The 14,951-nt window shown below is 67.9% G+C and carries 14 protein-coding genes; 7 read left to right on the top strand and 7 right to left on the bottom strand.

What is annotated here, in order from left to right; translation table 11 throughout:
- Positions 1-50 precede the first annotated feature (50 nt).
- The gene (gene pdxR / locus OG874_RS30010; protein ID WP_330250453.1) at positions 51-1,475 is read right to left on the bottom strand and encodes a MocR-like pyridoxine biosynthesis transcription factor PdxR; all 1,425 of its coding nucleotides are present in this window, start codon (positions 1,473-1,475) and stop codon (positions 51-53) included.
- Between the two features lie 81 nt (positions 1,476-1,556).
- Between pdxR and OG874_RS30005 the strand changes: the two genes are divergently transcribed.
- A complete protein-coding gene (locus tag OG874_RS30005) occupies positions 1,557-2,249 on the top strand; it encodes a pyridoxamine 5'-phosphate oxidase family protein (RefSeq protein ID WP_330250452.1) in 693 nt (230 codons plus the stop codon).
- A 156-nt stretch (positions 2,250-2,405) separates the two neighbouring features.
- Here the strand turns inward: OG874_RS30005 and OG874_RS30000 are convergent, their stop codons facing one another.
- Both OG874_RS30000 and OG874_RS29995 read right to left on the bottom strand, forming a co-directional pair.
- Positions 2,406-4,013 (bottom strand): hypothetical protein, encoded by a 1,608-nt coding sequence (locus OG874_RS30000; protein ID WP_330250451.1) that lies wholly within the window; start codon positions 4,011-4,013, stop codon positions 2,406-2,408.
- The gene (locus OG874_RS29995; protein WP_330250450.1) at positions 3,961-4,731 is read right to left on the bottom strand and encodes a crotonase/enoyl-CoA hydratase family protein; all 771 of its coding nucleotides are present in this window, start codon (positions 4,729-4,731) and stop codon (positions 3,961-3,963) included. The genes OG874_RS30000 and OG874_RS29995 overlap by 53 nt, the downstream gene beginning before the upstream one ends.
- 53 nt (positions 4,732-4,784) lie before the next feature.
- On the opposite strand from OG874_RS29995, the gene OG874_RS29990 reads away from it, so the two are divergent.
- The gene (locus tag OG874_RS29990) at positions 4,785-5,396 is read left to right on the top strand and encodes a TetR/AcrR family transcriptional regulator (RefSeq protein WP_330250449.1); all 612 of its coding nucleotides are present in this window, start codon (positions 4,785-4,787) and stop codon (positions 5,394-5,396) included.
- Positions 5,397-5,411: 15 nt separating this feature from the next.
- Positions 5,412-7,031 carry an acyl-CoA dehydrogenase family protein gene (locus tag OG874_RS29985; protein ID WP_330250448.1) on the top strand — a complete coding sequence of 540 codons (1,620 nt, stop codon included), beginning with the start codon at positions 5,412-5,414 and terminating at the stop codon, positions 7,029-7,031.
- 44 nt (positions 7,032-7,075) lie between these two features.
- Here OG874_RS29985 and OG874_RS29980 read toward each other — a convergent pair whose 3' ends face one another.
- Entirely contained in the window at positions 7,076-7,948 is an 873-nt protein-coding gene (locus tag OG874_RS29980) for a helix-turn-helix transcriptional regulator (protein WP_330250447.1), read from the bottom strand.
- Between the two features lie 74 nt (positions 7,949-8,022).
- Here OG874_RS29980 and OG874_RS29975 point away from each other — a divergent pair, with 74 nt between their 5' ends.
- Positions 8,023-8,700 carry a class I SAM-dependent methyltransferase gene (locus tag OG874_RS29975; RefSeq protein WP_330250446.1) on the top strand — a complete coding sequence of 226 codons (678 nt, stop codon included), beginning with the start codon at positions 8,023-8,025 and terminating at the stop codon, positions 8,698-8,700.
- On the opposite strand, the gene OG874_RS29970 is transcribed toward OG874_RS29975, so the two are convergent.
- Positions 8,697-9,101, bottom strand: a complete 405-nt coding sequence (locus tag OG874_RS29970; protein WP_330250445.1) for a nuclear transport factor 2 family protein — start codon at positions 9,099-9,101, stop codon at positions 8,697-8,699. The two genes, OG874_RS29975 and OG874_RS29970, sit on opposite strands and share 4 nt — an antisense overlap.
- A gap of 71 nt (positions 9,102-9,172) precedes the next feature.
- On the opposite strand from OG874_RS29970, the gene OG874_RS29965 reads away from it, so the two are divergent.
- On the top strand, positions 9,173-10,102 hold the full coding sequence (locus OG874_RS29965; RefSeq protein ID WP_330250444.1) for a LysR family transcriptional regulator: 930 nt from the start codon (positions 9,173-9,175) through the stop codon (positions 10,100-10,102).
- 65 nt (positions 10,103-10,167) lie between these two features.
- Complete coding sequence (locus OG874_RS29960; protein WP_330250443.1) at positions 10,168-10,848, top strand: nucleoside/nucleotide kinase family protein; 681 nt, start codon at positions 10,168-10,170, stop codon at positions 10,846-10,848.
- Between the two features lie 137 nt (positions 10,849-10,985).
- Here the strand turns inward: OG874_RS29960 and pgi are convergent, their stop codons facing one another.
- A complete protein-coding gene (gene pgi / locus OG874_RS29955) occupies positions 10,986-12,626 on the bottom strand; it encodes a glucose-6-phosphate isomerase (protein ID WP_330250442.1) in 1,641 nt (546 codons plus the stop codon).
- Positions 12,627-12,754: 128 nt separating this feature from the next.
- Between pgi and OG874_RS29950 the strand changes: the two genes are divergently transcribed.
- A complete protein-coding gene (locus tag OG874_RS29950; protein ID WP_330250441.1) occupies positions 12,755-14,209 on the top strand; it encodes an NAD-dependent succinate-semialdehyde dehydrogenase in 1,455 nt (484 codons plus the stop codon).
- 118 nt (positions 14,210-14,327) lie between these two features.
- Here the strand turns inward: OG874_RS29950 and OG874_RS29945 are convergent, their stop codons facing one another.
- Positions 14,328-14,621 (bottom strand): chorismate mutase, encoded by a 294-nt coding sequence (locus OG874_RS29945; RefSeq protein ID WP_327093861.1) that lies wholly within the window; start codon positions 14,619-14,621, stop codon positions 14,328-14,330.
- Positions 14,622-14,951: the final 330 nt, after the last annotated feature.

Genomic DNA, 14,951 nt, shown 5'->3' with positions numbered 1-14,951 from the left:
AAACGGTCAGCGCTAGCGACTGCTTGCCAGGTCGCTCGAAACGGTCAGCGCTAGCGACTGCTTGCCAGGTCGCTCGAAACGGTCAGCGCCAGCGATGCTCCGGCGATCGGAACAGCGGTTTCCAGCTCCGATCGGTTCAGCGCGGTGTAGCCGAGCGCGATGCCGAATGTGTGCGGGCCGTCCGCCGCGGCGAGCGGATGCCCCTGTGCCACGAGGTGGTGGCGGGCCAGTCCGTCGAGCGCGATACCGCGCTCCCGGCCCGCCGCTATCGCTCGCTCTTCGGTGGCGGCCGAGTCCAGTGGCACCACGATGTGGGATCCGGCGTCGTCGCCGAGCACGGCGAGGCCGCGGCGGCGCAGTTCGTCCACCACCAGTGCCCGGCGCGGCGGTACGGCCCGGCGCAGCCTGCGCAGATGTCTGGCCAGATCGCCGTGGCGGGCGAATTCGGCGAGCACCCGCTGACCCGCCGAGCTCGGGCTCGTTCCGGTGCGTTCCCGGTGTGCCACAACGGCTTCGGTGATATCGGGAGCGGCGACCAGCCAGCCGACGCCGAGGGTCGGCGACAGAATCTTACTGGTGGTGCCGAGGTGCACGACCACATCCGGTGCCATCGCGGCCAGCAGCGGCAACGGGGCGGTGTCGTAGCGCAATTCACCGTCGTAGTCGTCCTCGATGATGAGCAGGCCCGCGCGCCTGGCGAATTCGACGAGCTGCACCCGCCGCGCCGCCTGCATGCGTGTGCCCAGCGGAAATTGGTGTGCCGGAGTGCAATACACGGCTTTGATGCCGTCCGGCAGCCGGTCCACCCGCAGGCCGTCGGCATCGATCGGCACCGGAAGCACCCGGACACCGGCCGCGAGGAACGCGCCCGCGGCCCGCTGGTAGCCGGGATCCTCCATCGCGATGGTGTCGCCGGGGCGCAGTAGCGCGGCCGCGAATTCGCCTACGGCCGAACTGGTTCCGGCCGTTGCGAGTACCTCCGTCTTGCTGCCCGCGCCTAGTCCGCGATGGCGCAGTAGGTGTTCGGCGACGGCCGCGCGGTATTCCGGTTCGCCGCCGCGGTCCTTGCGGACGATGGGAGAGTCGTCGGCGGCCGCGCGCCAGGCCCGTCGCCAGGCCGACTGGTCGATCGCTTCGACGCACGGCGCGCCCGGTCCGAGATCGAGCAGTTCCGGTGCGTGTTCGGCGGTGGTGCGCGGGCTCGGGCGGGCGGGTGCTTCGGCCGGGGCGGTGGTCAGATAGGTGCCGGAGCCACGGCGGCCCGCGATCCAACCCTCCGCGTGCAGTTGGTCGTAGGCCGCGGCGACCACCGTGCGGCTGACGCCGAGGCGCTGGGCCAGGGATCGTGAGGAGGGGAGTCGATCATCCGCGCGCAGCAGGCCGGTGCTCGCCGCGGCCCGCAAACCCTGCGCGACCTGGACTGATAGTGGCTGCTCAGCGTCACGATCGAGCACGAGCGGCAGATCATCGAGCATCGCTCACCTCCCGGATTGGACTGTTCGAATTTCCGTGAATTGGCTATTCAGAAATGCCACTTTACCCTCGAAGCTGGAGACATGACCACGTCGATCAGTCCTCGGCCCCCGCTCTCACCGACCCCGCGCAGCACGCTGACCCGCGCCAAGGAACGTGGCCGGACCGACCGTGCCGAATTGGACGCGGTACTCGACGCCGGACTGGTCTGCCACCTCGGCGTGCTGCTCGGCGGCAGCCCGGTGGTGCTCCCCACTGTCTACGGCCGCGACGGCGACACGCTCTACCTGCACGGCTCGACCGGTGCCGGCAATCTGCGGGCGGCGCTGTCCGGTGATATCTCCATCGCCGTCACCCTGGTCGACGGCCTCGTCTACGCGCGCTCGGCCATGCACTTCTCCGCCAACTACCGCTCAGCGGTGGTGCGCGGCCGCGCCGTCGAAGTCACCGACCCCGACGAACGCGTGCGCGCGCTGCGAGTGATCGTCGAACACTCCGCGCCCGGGGCGTGGGATCGGGTGCGGCGCCCGAACAAGAAGGAATTGGCCGCCACCATGGTGCTCGCCCTCGATCTCACCGAGGCGTCGGTGAAAGTGCGGACCGGTGGTCCCAAAGATGACGCCGCGGATATCGAGACCGGCGGAGTATGGGCGGGTGTCCTGCCCCTACGTCAGGCGTGGGACACCCCGATCCCCTCCGATGACCTGGAGCCGGGCATCGAGGTACCCGGCGATGTACTCGCCCGGCTCGATCTCACGGCCGTCCCGGCACCCTGATCCGCGCGGCGGTGGACGCGCTCGCCGCCGCCTGCGGTTCCACCACCGTCGAGTGCGGTACCGCAGGCTCCGCCGGCCAATGCGGCTGCCGCCGAAAGGGTTGCGAATCTCCGCGCGGCGTGGGAGGCAGCGGCCGAAATCGCCGGGCCGGCCCTTTCACCAGAGTGTTACTGGTAGCGAGAGGTCGGCGGTTGTCTTGTGCACCAGGCTGCGCAGGGTCTCGGGTGTGTCGACGTGGTCGGGATCGAGGCTGACGATGGCGAGTGTGTAGGTGTCCGCGATGCGGCAGAGATAGCCCGATAGTCGGGTGCGGGGGAGGCGGTCCGTGGTGAGGCCGGGGTGGATGGCGCGGGTCGCGACACCGGTGCAACGGTGCGGGCCCAGGGTGCGCAGGGAGTCGGGGAGGTCGCCGATGTTGGAGCACAGGATGTCTCGTTCACCCGCGCCTTCGGACAGGGCGTAGGCCCAGCGGTCCGGGAGGACCTGGAGTAGTTCCTCCGGCATACCGCCCGGACTGGACATATGGCGCTCATACGCGATCCGGGATTTCTCGCGGATCGTAGCCGGGGTATCGGAGCGATCGATGGCGATCTCGGTCATCGCGAGATCGTTATCGACGCGGGGTTCGTCACGAGTGTCGATCGGCAGGCTCGCATCGATCGTGTCACCGGTAAATCCGCTGGCCCACAACATCTTCGCGATCAAGGCAATGAACAGGCTGTTGGCCGTACCGCCCTGTGCCGCAGCCGCCAGCTCCCAATCGGCCGCCGGGCATTGCAGTACCAAGCTGTGCGTCCGGGCGGTCCCTACCCCGGTGTGCTCACGGGGCGATACGGTGGTAGGCCGTTCCGGAACGCCGCTGCGCAAAGCCCGCACGATGCCGCGCAACACGATCGACCACTGACGCCACGCATCCATCCAATCCGATGCCGGCGCTCGTCGGCCGAGCGATGCGCCGCTGTGCGCACTGCCCAGCCGATCAGATTCCGCCGCAGCGGATTTCGCTGAATGCTGCGGCGTCGTCAACGGGTCGGTCGCCGTCGATCCGTCCGGCGCGCAGCCAACCCGCGGTTCGGTGCTGTGGCCACTGTCTGTGGTGGACTGTGCGTCGGAACGGTTCGAGATCGCTGTCGGGCCGGTCATAGTCGGTTGGCCGGTTGCGCGGTCGAATACTGGTCCTGGGCGATTCGGCTCCGGTGCGGCGGATTTCGCAGACGGGGGTCTACTTCGCACTGCTGGGGCGGTCAGACCGGTTCCGCCCAGGGCCTCGTCCACCGCGAGTACGAGTGCGCGGCCGTCGGCGAGTGCATGCGAGCAGGTCAGCGAGACAATCGATCCGCCGTCGTCCAGTGCGGCGGTCGATAGTCGCCAGCCCGGCCCGTATTCGGGATCGAGGTCCGCGCCTTGCTGGTCGGCCCAGCGCAGCAGATCCGCGCCGGCAATCGGGTCGTCGGTGAACTCGAGCGGATACGCCCGGGTGTTCGGCCGCCAGGCGCGGCGCGCACCGGGCACCGGTGGTCGAATCACCCTGCGCCCCAACGGTCCTACCCGCAGCGCCGCGTGCACCTGCCGCAGTAACTCCGGATCGACCCGATCGGCGGTGCGCCACAACCCCTGTAGCGCGATCGGGGTACCGAGTCCGCGATGCGTGCGCAGGAAGATGTCATCGACGACGCTGAGCCGCCCCGGACGCTGAGTAGCCCCAGCGCCGTCAGGCACGCGTGCCGTGGCGGCCCGCACCAGCGGCGAACCGTTGCGCGCCATCGAGGGCTCCGGTGAGGGCGGACAGGCCGTGCCGGTATTCGTTGTGCAGGGCCGCCTGCTCGTCCATACCGTCCTGTTCCAGCAGCGACATGCGATCCGAGCGCAGACAGGTCTGCGGCAGCGCCGCCAGTTCGGCGGCGAGTTGTTCTGCGGCGCCGCGGGATTCGTCCTTCGGTACGACCCGATTGACCAGCCCGATCTGCAATGCCTCATCGGCGGCGACGGCGCGCCCGGTGAGCACCATGTCCATGGCGCGTCCGGTGCCGATGAGGCGGGGCAGCCGGATGGTGCCGCCGTCGATCAGCGGCACACCCCAGCGACGGCAGAAGACGCCAAAGGTGCTGTCCTGCTCGGCGACTCGCATATCGCACCACAGCGCCAGCTCGAGCCCGCCCGCGACCGCGTAACCCGAGACCGCCGCGATCACCGGCTTCGACAGCCGCATGCGGGTCGGTCCCATCGGGCCGTCGCCGTCCTCGATGACCTGGTTGGAGCGTTCGGTGCCCAGTCCCTTCAGGTCCGCACCCGCGCAGAAGGTGCCGCCCTCGCCCCACAGCACGGCGACCGCCGCATCGGGATCGGCGTCGAATTCGCGGAAGGCCTCGGCCAGGGCCGCCGCGGTCGGGCCGTCGACGGCGTTGCGTGCCTCGGGGCGGTGCAGGATGACGGTGGTCACGGGTCCGTTGCGTTCGATTCGCACACTCACGAGCACGAACATACGCCGTAAAGGCGGCCTTGTGCGAAGAAATGAATTCGTGGTTCACTTCTTGTATGGCCTACCGCAGAACCCCCGCTGTCCAGGCCCGCCTGGATGCCCAGGCGGGGCTGATCGTGCAGGCCGCGACCAAGGTTTTATCCCGTGCGGGCTATGCCGGACTGTCCATGGCGGCGGTCGCCGCCGAGGCCGGCGTGGCCACCGGGACGGTCTACAAGAACTTCGGCGGTAAGGCCGACCTGGTGAGCGCGGTGTTCCGCAAGGTGGTCGCACACGAGGTGCAGGCCGTGGCGAGCGCGGCGGCCACCGGAACCGCCGTCGAGCGGGTGACCGCCGCGGTGGAGACCTTCGCAGGCCGGGCGCTGAAGAATCCCAAACTCGCCTACGTCCTACTCGTCGAACCCGTCGATACCGTGGTCGATACCGAACGCCTGCATTTCCGCCGCGCGTTCGCCGAGGCCTTCGAATCCGCTGTCGCGGAAGGTGTCTCGCGCGGCGAACTGCCCGCGCAGGACGCGAAGACCAGCGCGGCCGCGCTGGTCGGCGCCATCGGCGAGGTCCTGGTCGGCCCGCTGGCCGACGCACCGCACAGCGAATCCGTTGTGCCCGAACTCATCAGTTTCGCAATACGCGCGCTGGGTGTGCCCGACTCGTCCCGGTCCGCATGAATCAGGAGTGCTCCGATGCCGACGCATGAAGTCTTCAACCAGGTTCCGAATATCGTGCCGTTCGATGTCTCGAAGAACCCGGCCCTGCTCGACGGGTTGCACCGCGAAGGCGCTGGCTGGGCCGAACCCGAGGTACACGAACTAGGCACGCTCGCAGGCGGATTCGCGGCCCAGGAGTGGGGTCGGCTCGCCAACGAGTACCCGCCCGTCCTGCACACCCACGACCGCTACGGCAACCGTATCGATGAGGTCGAATTCCACCCGTACTGGCACGAGCTGATGAAAGTCGCGGTCGCGCACGGACTGCACGGTTCCCCGTGGCTCGACGACCGTCCCGGTATTCACGTCGCCCGTGCGGCCAAGTTCTACACCTGGGGCGTCGCCGACGCCGGGCACACGTGCCCGATCTCGATGACCTACGCCATCGTGCCCGCGCTACGGCACAACAAGGAACTGGCCGCGCGGTACGAACCGCTACTCGGTTCCCGCACTTACGATTTCGGCCTGCGCGAACCATCGACGAAGGCCGGTCTCATCGCAGGCATGTCGATGACCGAGAAGCAGGGCGGCTCCGACGTCCGCGCCAACACCACCACCGCGACACCGCAATCCGACGGCAGCTACCGCATCCTCGGCCACAAGTGGTTCACCTCGGCGCCCATGTCCGACATGTTCCTCACGCTCGCCCAGGCACCCGGCGGCCTGTCCTGTTTCCTGCTGCCGCGCGTTCTCCCGGACGACACCCGCAATCCCATTCGCATCCAACGGCTCAAGGACAAACTCGGCAACAAGTCCAACGCCTCCGCCGAGATCGAATACGAGAATGCCATCGGCTGGCTGGTCGGTGCGGAGGGCGCGGGCGTCAAGACCATTATCGAAATGGTCAATATGACCCGGCTGGACTGTGTGATCGGCTCGGCCACCAGTATGCGCGTCGGCGCGGTCTACGCCGCCCACCACGCCCGGTACCGAGAAGCCTTCGGCGCCAAGCTGATCGATCAGCCCGCCATGCGCAATGTGCTGGCCGACCTGGTGATCGAATCCGATGCCGCGACCACCGTCATGATGCGGCTGGCCGGTGCGACCGATCGCGCGAGCACCGACCCCGCCGAGGCCGCACTGCGCCGAATCGCATTGGCGGTCACCAAGTACTGGGTCTGCAAGCGTGCACCGTCGCACGCGGCCGAAGCGCTGGAATGCTTCGGCGGCAACGGTTATGCCGAGGAATCGGGCATGCCCCGCCTCTACCGCGAGGCCCCGCTCATGTCCATCTGGGAGGGTTCGGGCAATGTGGCCGCGCTGGATGCGTTGCGCGCCATGGGCCGTCAGCCCGAAACCGTAGCGGCCTTCTTCAACGAAGTGTCCCTCGCCACCGGCGCTGACCCGCGCCTCGACGATGCGATCGCCCGCCTCGGCAAAGAACTCTCCGACCTCAACGACATCGAATACCGCGCCCGCCGTGTTGTCGAACTCATGGCGCTGGTCCTGCAGGGCGCGCAGCTGGTCCGGCACGGCCATCCCGCCGTCGCGGACGCCTTTTGCGCCACCCGCCTCGGCGGCGACTGGGGCATCGCCTTCGGCACCCTGCCCACCGGGGTCGACACGGGCGCGATCATCGAACGCGCACTCGTCTGAGCCCTTTTCGAGCGGCCGGCGAAGACGGCGGTATCGCGGCGGCGTCAGCCGGCCCGGCCGCGGGCGGTCGCATCGGGCTGGTCACGCCATTGCCGGGGCGATAGGCCATGGTTGCGCCGGAACAGCCGGGTGAAGTAGCCGGGGTCGAGAATGCCGACGCGGCAGGCGATCTCACCGATCGACAGCTCCGTATCGGCCAACAGGCGGCGCGCCTCGGCCATTCGGCGTTCGGTGATCCACGCCTGCACGGTGCGTCCGGTGCGCCGGCGGACCACGGTGGTCAGATGTCCTGGTGTCATGCCGACGGTGTCGGCCACATCGCGCAGCGACAGCGGTGCGGAATGCCGCTGGTCGATCACATCGAACACCTCGGCAAGCAAGGGCTCGCCGCTGCGCCGCAGATCACCCACCACATCGGCGGCCATTCGCGCGAGGTCGATCAGCAGCAGCGTCAAATGTGCCGACGCCGCCTGGCGATACCCCTCCTGCTGCTGCGCCAGCTCGGCTTCGATGGCGGCGATCGTGCTTTCCCACACCGGACGCCGCGCCGCCGGGACGGTCAGCTCCAGCACCCCGCCCGATTGTTGGTGCAGGAAGGGAAATAGCAACGGATGCGCCCGCCATGCGGGCCAGGGGTTTCGTCCGGCACCGCCGAGCGCGGCGGGATCGAAGAAGACCGCGATTCCGCTCTCGAGGTCGGGCATATCGGTGGCCTCGACCACCTCGCCCGCCGCAACCACGTACACCACACCGGCGGACTGGAGATACAGCAGCGCGGGGAAGTCGTGAATATGTGGGCCGGGTGCAGTGCGTTCCGTGAATCGCATGACCGAGACCGGCGGTGTGACCTGATCGGTCCGATAGTCGTAGACCGGAACACCGCGGCGGTGCCGGACCACGCGGGTGGCCTCGGGCATGCCACCAAAAATAGTCCTAGTTCTGCCGAAAATCACCCAATTCAGCCGTTGTATCGGCGGGCACCATGAGATTCATGACCAAAAATCATCCACATTCTGTTGTGCACGCCATGGGCAATCGCCATGACTACCTGCCTGCCGCGGGCCGCGATGCCCTGCTGCCCGGCTACGACCTGCTCACCAGGCTCCTCGGCATGCGCAAACTCCACGAAACACTGGTCGCGCAGGCCGAGCTGGCATCCGGTCAGCGGGTCCTCGAAATCGGCTGCGGTACCGGGAATCTGACGGTCCGTGCCAAACGCGCACAGCCCGGCGCGGAGCTGATCGGCTCCGATCCGGATCCGCTGGCCCTGGCCCGCGCCGAACGAAAAGCCAACGGGCTGTCCGGAATTCGTTTCGAACGCGGCTACGCCCAGGAACTGCCCTATCCGGACCAGGAATTCGACCGGGTGCTGTCGGCGATGATGCTGCACCACCTGAGCATCGACATCAAATCCGCGGCACTGGCCGAGGCGCATCGTGTCCTGCGCCCCGGCGCCAGCCTGCACATCGTCGACGTCGGCGGCCCCGTAACCGCGGACGACGGCCTGGTAGCACGCCTGATGCTGCACAACCACCACGTCGCCGACAACCTGGGTGACGGCATCCCGCAACTGCTGCGCACCGCGGGTTTCGACGCAGCCGTCGTCGCGTCGCAACGCCATCGCCGCTTGGGCCGCGTCACCTACTACCGCGCGACCCGGCCGTCCTAACCGGACACCGGTTCGAGCACCCGCTCGACCAGTGCGGTATCACAGTGCTCGATCACCTCGGTGAGTTGGCCGTTCGCGACCCGGAAGATGAAACAGTAGGTCTGCTCGTACGACTCACCGCGAGTGGTGACCCCGTGACCGCGAACTTGGGCCACGACGCGGTCGTCTTCGGCGATGAGGAATTCGGCCGCGCTGCGGTATTCGGTGAACTGCGCCATGAGGGGACGCAGGAAATCTTGCAGAACAACGGTTTTCGGTTCCCAGGTGGCCGACCATGTCCAGTTTCCCGGGAAGATCCAGCGGAAGTCGTCGGCCATCGCCTCGCCGAACGGTCGCGTATTGCCTTGGGACATCTGCTCGAAGATGTGCTCGACCAGCTTCTTGTTCTCGGTAGCGCTCATGAATTCGACGGTAGGTACGTGCGAAGCATGCGACAAGCGAGAGTCTCGCATATTTGATATGACTTATTGGCATGGGTGAATTCACGATCACCGGATTGCGGGTGGTGCGGGAGGCCGCTCGGTCCGGGTCGTTCTCGACCGCCGCCGAGAATCTGGGCTACACGCAGTCGGCGGTATCGCGGCAGATCGCGCTCATGGAGCGGGCCGCGGGCCGGGCGCTGTTCGAGCGCCAGGCCCGCGGGGTGCGTGCGACCGAGGCGGGACGAATCGTGCTGCGCCACGCCGACGCGGTGCTCGGCGGTCTGGGTGCCGCCCGCCAGGAACTCGACGACCTCGCCACGCGGCCGCCCGCCACGCTGCGAGTTGGCGCATTCTCGACCGCGATGGCAGCGCTCGTGCCAAGAGCCATTGCCGCCACCGCGCCGCGACTCGCCCGGGTACCGCTGCGCGAAGGGACCAGTCCGCGACTGTTGTCCGCCGTCGCCCGGGGGCGGCTGGATCTGGCCGTGGTGAGCGAGACGGGGAATCTGCCCGCGGGCGTCGAGGCCGCGCCGCTGTTGGACGATCCGCTACTCGTCGCGGTACCGCCCGGGCATATCCTCGCGGACCGGGTCGAGGTAGCACCCGCCGAACTGCGCGGCGAGCGCTGGATCGCGGGCAGCACCGAGCTGAGCAGCACATTGCTCGGCGTGTGGACCGACGCCACCTGGGAGCCGGAGATCGCATTCGTCGCGCGGGACTGGTTCGCCAAGCTCGGGTTGGTCGCGGCGGGTATGGGCATCACCGTGGTGCCCGGCATCGCGGTGCCGGTGCTGCCGCCGGGCATCGCGCTGGTTCGGATCGACCATCCCACCGCCGTGCGCCGCACCTGCATCATCTACTGCCGCGCGACCCCGGACCGAGATCAGGACGTCCGACACGAGCCGAGGCGGATCTTCACCGAGGCGCTTCGCGACGTCGCCGCCGAACTCGCCGCCGAGGTCCGCCATCGACTGCGATAGCCCACTTACGCAGCCACCCGCCTGAATTCGCGGCACAGCGGCGCAGCCTGAGTAGGGTGGCTTCGATGACACGGACTTCCGTCGAAATGCCGGTGCGCTCGCTCGTCGAGCACCTGTGGATCCGGGCGGCGGGGTGCGCCCGACGGTACGTGCTCGGCATCGCGGGGCCGCCGGGTGCGGGTAAGTCCACGCTCTCCAAATCCATACGCGACGAACTGAACAACCGCGCTGGTTTCGTGATCGCCGAGATCGCGCCGATGGACGGCTTCCACCTGCCCAACGCCGTGCTGCGCGCGACCGGAAACCTGGAGCGCAAGGGTGAACCGCACACCTTCGACGTCGCCGCCTACCTGGAAACTCTGCGCCGCCTGCGCGCTACCCCGTTCGGCGAGCCGGTGCCGTGGCCGACCTTCGACCGCACCATCGAGGAACCAACCCCGGCCGGTGTCGTCTTCGATCAGCACGAGATCGCGATCACCGAAGGCAACTACCTGCTGTTGTCCGACGGCGCGTGGTCCGGTGTGCGCGAGCTGCTCGACGAGGCCTGGTACCTCGACGTCGACCGCGAGGTGATCGAACAACGCCTGCTGCGTCGCCACATTCGCGGCGGCCGCACCCCCGACGCCGCGAAGATCAAAGTGCACGGCAGCGATCTACCCAACGCGGAGCTGATCGCGAGCACCCGAGACCGCGCCGACCTGATCCTGCGCCAGCGCGGCGGCCGCTACTACGCCGCCGAAGGCTGAGCGCCTCGGCGAGTATCGCCGGACACCGCGGCCGGGCGATCATGGACAGATGACGCCATCCAACCGCGGTCGGCCAAGCGGCCGGAATCGTCACCATGGTCCAGGTGGCCTTCGATCTGTGACAAACCGCCGTTCGACTAGTGGCGGTGGTCGCGGTACCAGCCGATCAGGGCGTCGGTCGACGAATCTCCTTGCGACTGCGGCTCTTCCGCGGAGGTGAGCAGCGGCGCCAGCGCGAGCGCCTGCTGCTTGCCGAGCTCGACACCCCACTGGTCGAAACTGTCGATACCCCAGATCGTGCCCTCGACGAAGACCTGGTGTTCGTAAAGCGCGATCAGCTGCCCGACGACCGACGGGGTGAGCTGTGGGGCCAGGATCGTCGTGCTGGGTCGATTGCCGGGCATCACCTTGTGCGGCACCACCTTCGGGTCGGTGCCCTCGGCGGTGATCTCCTCGGCCGTCTTGCCGAAGGCGAGCACCTTGGTCTGCGCGAACAGGTTGCTCATCAGGATGTCGTGCATGCTGCCGGTGCCGTCGCGGGTGGGCAGATCGTCGGTGGGACGGGCGAAGCCGAGGAAATCGGCGGGGATCAACCGGGTGCCCTGGTGCAGCAGTTGGTAGAAGGCGTGCTGGCCATTGGTTCCCGGTTCGCCCCAGAAGATTTCGCCGGTGGAGGTGGTCACGGGCGTGCCGTCGGCGCGCACCGACTTACCGTTCGACTCCATCGTCAGCTGCTGCAGGTAGGCCGGGAAGCGCGCCAGATCGTTCGAATAGGGCAGCACCGCACGCGCCTGCGCGCCGAAGAAGTTCGAGTACCAGACCCCGAGCAAGCCGAGCAGCACCGGCGCGTTCGCCGCCAGCGGCGCGGTCGCGAAATGCCGGTCGACGGCGTGCATTCCGGCCAGGAACTCGGCGAAGCGCTCCTTGCCGACGGTCGCCATCACCGAGAGCCCGATGGCCGAATCCACCGAGTAGCGTCCGCCGACCCAATCCCAGAAGCCGAACATGTTCGCGGTATCGATCCCGAATTCCGCGACACGTTCGGCGTTGGTCGAGACGGCGACGAAATGCTTGGCGACCGCGTCCTCGCCGAGCGCGGCGACCAGCCACCGCCGGGCGGCGGTCGCGTTGGTCAGCGTCTCCAGCGTCGAGAAGGTCTTGGAGGCAATGATGAACAGCGTTGTGGCGGGGTCGAGTCCGTCGAGTTTCGCGACCAGATCGGCCGGATCGACATTGGAGACGAATCGGGCGCCGATCCCGGCATCGGCGTAGTGCCGCAATGCCCGGTGCACCATGTCCGGGCCCAGATCCGAGCCGCCGATGCCGATATTCACCACGGTGGCGATGCGTTCACCAGTCGCACCGCGCCACGCGCCGGAACGCACCGCGTCGGTGAACTCACCCATGCGCCGCAACACCTCGTGCACCTGCGCGCCCGCGTCGGCACCGTCCACGGTGAGCGACTCGCCCTCGGGCAGCCGCAACGCGACATGTTCGACCGCACGGTCCTCGGAGGTATTGATGTGCTCGCCGCCGAACATCGCGTCGCGCCGCTCGGCGACTCCGGCCTCGTGCGCCAATTCAACCAGCAGATGCAGGGTTTCTCGCGTGACGCGGTGCTTGCTGTAGTCGATGTGCAGATCCGCGACCCCGATGATCAGCTCCCGGCCGCGGTCGGGATCCTCGGCGAAGAATTCGCGCAGGTGGCGTCCGGCGATGGCGGTGTGGTGCTCCTGCAGTTTCCGCCAGGCCGCCGATGCGGTGATGTCGCTGCTCACGTTCGCCGAGGTTACAAGCACTCCATCGGCTGTGCAGCGGAGGACCGCAAACTTTCGCCGAAATTGCCCTACTGGCCACCGAATTTCGCACTGCCGAGTCGAGGGCGTCGCGGCCTAGGCTGTGGTTCATGGTGTCCGAACGTGAAGTACTCCAATCCGTACCTACGCAGCTGTGGATCGGCGGTCCCGTCGACGCCACCGGGGGCGGCACCTTCGCGGTGCACAATCCGGCCGACGGCCAGGTGCTGACCCAGGTCGCCGACGCCACGCCGGAAGACGCGGTACGCGCGCTCGACGCGGCCGTCGCCGTCCAGGCCGAGTGGGCCGCGGCGCCCGCGCGCGAGCGGGGCGAGATCCTGCGCACGGTCTTCGAGCAGCTGACCGCGCGTGCCGAGGAGTTCGCACTGCTGATGACCCTGGAAATGGGTAAGGCGCTGCCGGAGAGCCGCAACGAGGTGCGCTACGGCGCCGAATTCTTCCGCTGGTTCAGCGAGGAAGCGGTCCGGGTGCACGGGCGCTACCTGCACGCGCCGTCCGGAACCGGGCGGATCATGGTGCACAAGCAGCCGGTCGGGCCGTGTCTGGCCATCACACCGTGGAACTTCCCGCTGGCCATGGGGACCCGCAAGATCGGACCCGCGCTGGCCGCGGGCTGCACGATGATCGTCAAGCCAGCCTCGGCTACGCCACTGACCATGCTGGCGCTGGCGAAGCTGTGCAGCGAAGCGGGGCTGCCGGACGGCGTGCTGTCGGTGGTCACCACGAGCCGTTCCAGTGCCGTGACGCAGCCGCTGCTCGACGATCCACGGCTGCGCAAGCTCACCTTCACCGGATCCACCGAAGTCGGCAAGAAGCTGGTCGAGAAGTCCGCGAACGGACTGCTGCGCACCTCGATGGAACTCGGCGGCAACGCGCCGTTCGTGGTGTTCGACGATGCCGATATCGACGCCGCCGTACAGGGCGCGATGCTGGCCAAGCTGCGCAACGGCGGCGAGGCGTGCACCGCGGCCAACCGCTTCCACGTGCAGAACGGCGTGCTGGCGGAGTTCACCAGCAAACTCGTCGAGGCGATGTCGAGCACGGTCACCCTCGGACCCGGCACCGACCCGAACACCACGCTCGGCCCGCTCATCAACGAGGAGCAACTCGATACGGTCAGCGCACTGGTCGACGACGCGGTATCGGTCGGCGCACAGGTCCGCCTCGGTGGCAAGGCCCCGGGCGGCCCCGGCTGGTTCTACCCCGCGACCATCCTCAGCGACGTCCCGCCCCAGGCCCGCATCCTGCGCGAAGAGGTCTTCGGCCCCGTGGCCCCGATCGTCGGCTTCGAGACCGAGGACGAGGGCCTGGCGGCCGCGAACAACACCGAATTCGGCCTGGTCAGCTACGTCTACACCCGCGACCTCGACCGCGCCCTGCGCATCGCCGAGGGCCTCGAATCGGGCATGGTCGGCATCAACCGCGGCGTAATCTCCGACCCCGCAGCCCCTTTCGGCGGCGTCAAGGCCTCCGGCTTCGGCCGCGAAGGCGGTATCGAGGGCATCGAAGAGTATCTGTCCACCAAGTACATCGCCCTGACCTGAGCGCCCAGGCATGAAAACGACCGCCCCGGGGGTGTGAACACCCGGGGCGGCCTGGGGAAGGCGACGGTCTCGCGATCGCCGCGTGGTCTGGTGGGCCGCTAGTGGCGGCCGGGGACGGTCAGTGGCCGAGTCGGCCGCGGCCGAGGCGCAGCAGCAGCATGGCGAGGGTGTGACCCTCCTGGCCGAGTTCGCTGAAGCGCTCGAGCACCTTCATCTCACGACTGTGTACGAGGCGGGGGCCGCCGGAGGCCATCCGCGTGCGGCCGATGATCCGGGAGATCTCGGTGCGACGCTTGATGGCGGCGAGGATTTCCGCGTCGAGCTGGTCGATCTCCTTGCGGAGCTTGTCGATCTCGGCCTCGGTGTGGGGCAGAGCCGAATCGGACCCGGTCGTCGTGGCAGGGGTGCTCATCATTCATCTCCTCGTGTCAGAACATGGATCGGCTGGTGAGCCGAGCTCGTTACCGATCGGTTCTTTCACCGTGCAAAACACAAATCTGGTGGGGTCTTGCAATCTTCCCCCCAGCTGGCGCGCTCAAGTACAAAGTCCGCGATCACGATATCCGGCCGTTAGCCGAATCGGATGCTTCGCGGTCGCGCTGGTCATGTGGCCAGTGTGCCACGGGTCCGAACCTATGCAAAACGCTTCATTTTGTGAATCTCCTGAGAAGGTATGCATGTTGCGCGTCCCAGACGACCGGGGGCAGTTCATCGGCCGTTCGCCGGCGGGCCGTCGAATGGA

Origin of the sequence: Nocardia sp. NBC_00565 (genome assembly GCF_036345915.1) — a bacterium.
Lineage (GTDB): Bacteria > Actinomycetota > Actinomycetes > Mycobacteriales > Mycobacteriaceae > Nocardia.
This window is presented reverse-complemented; position numbering and strand designations above follow the sequence as displayed.

Bases quoted from the DNA above. Each gene is read 5' to 3' on its own strand.
- OG874_RS29975 (WP_330250446.1), top strand. From the start codon at position 8,023: ATGACCAAAAATCATCCACATTCTGTTGTGCACGCCATGGGCAATCGC.
- OG874_RS30000 (WP_330250451.1), bottom strand. From the start codon at position 4,013: ATGGCGCGCAACGGTTCGCCGCTGGTGCGGGCCGCCACGGCACGCGTG.
- OG874_RS29965 (WP_330250444.1), top strand. From the start codon at position 9,173: ATGGGTGAATTCACGATCACCGGATTGCGGGTGGTGCGGGAGGCCGCT.
- OG874_RS30005 (WP_330250452.1), top strand. From the start codon at position 1,557: ATGACCACGTCGATCAGTCCTCGGCCCCCGCTCTCACCGACCCCGCGC.
- OG874_RS29980 (WP_330250447.1), bottom strand. From the start codon at position 7,948: ATGCCCGAGGCCACCCGCGTGGTCCGGCACCGCCGCGGTGTTCCGGTC.
- OG874_RS29990 (WP_330250449.1), top strand. From the start codon at position 4,785: ATGGCCTACCGCAGAACCCCCGCTGTCCAGGCCCGCCTGGATGCCCAG.
- pdxR (WP_330250453.1), bottom strand. From the start codon at position 1,475: ATGCTCGATGATCTGCCGCTCGTGCTCGATCGTGACGCTGAGCAGCCA.
- OG874_RS29945 (WP_327093861.1), bottom strand. From the start codon at position 14,621: ATGAGCACCCCTGCCACGACGACCGGGTCCGATTCGGCTCTGCCCCAC.
- OG874_RS29970 (WP_330250445.1), bottom strand. From the start codon at position 9,101: ATGAGCGCTACCGAGAACAAGAAGCTGGTCGAGCACATCTTCGAGCAG.
- OG874_RS29995 (WP_330250450.1), bottom strand. From the start codon at position 4,731: ATGTTCGTGCTCGTGAGTGTGCGAATCGAACGCAACGGACCCGTGACC.
- OG874_RS29985 (WP_330250448.1), top strand. From the start codon at position 5,412: ATGCCGACGCATGAAGTCTTCAACCAGGTTCCGAATATCGTGCCGTTC.
- OG874_RS29950 (WP_330250441.1), top strand. From the start codon at position 12,755: ATGGTGTCCGAACGTGAAGTACTCCAATCCGTACCTACGCAGCTGTGG.
- OG874_RS29960 (WP_330250443.1), top strand. From the start codon at position 10,168: ATGACACGGACTTCCGTCGAAATGCCGGTGCGCTCGCTCGTCGAGCAC.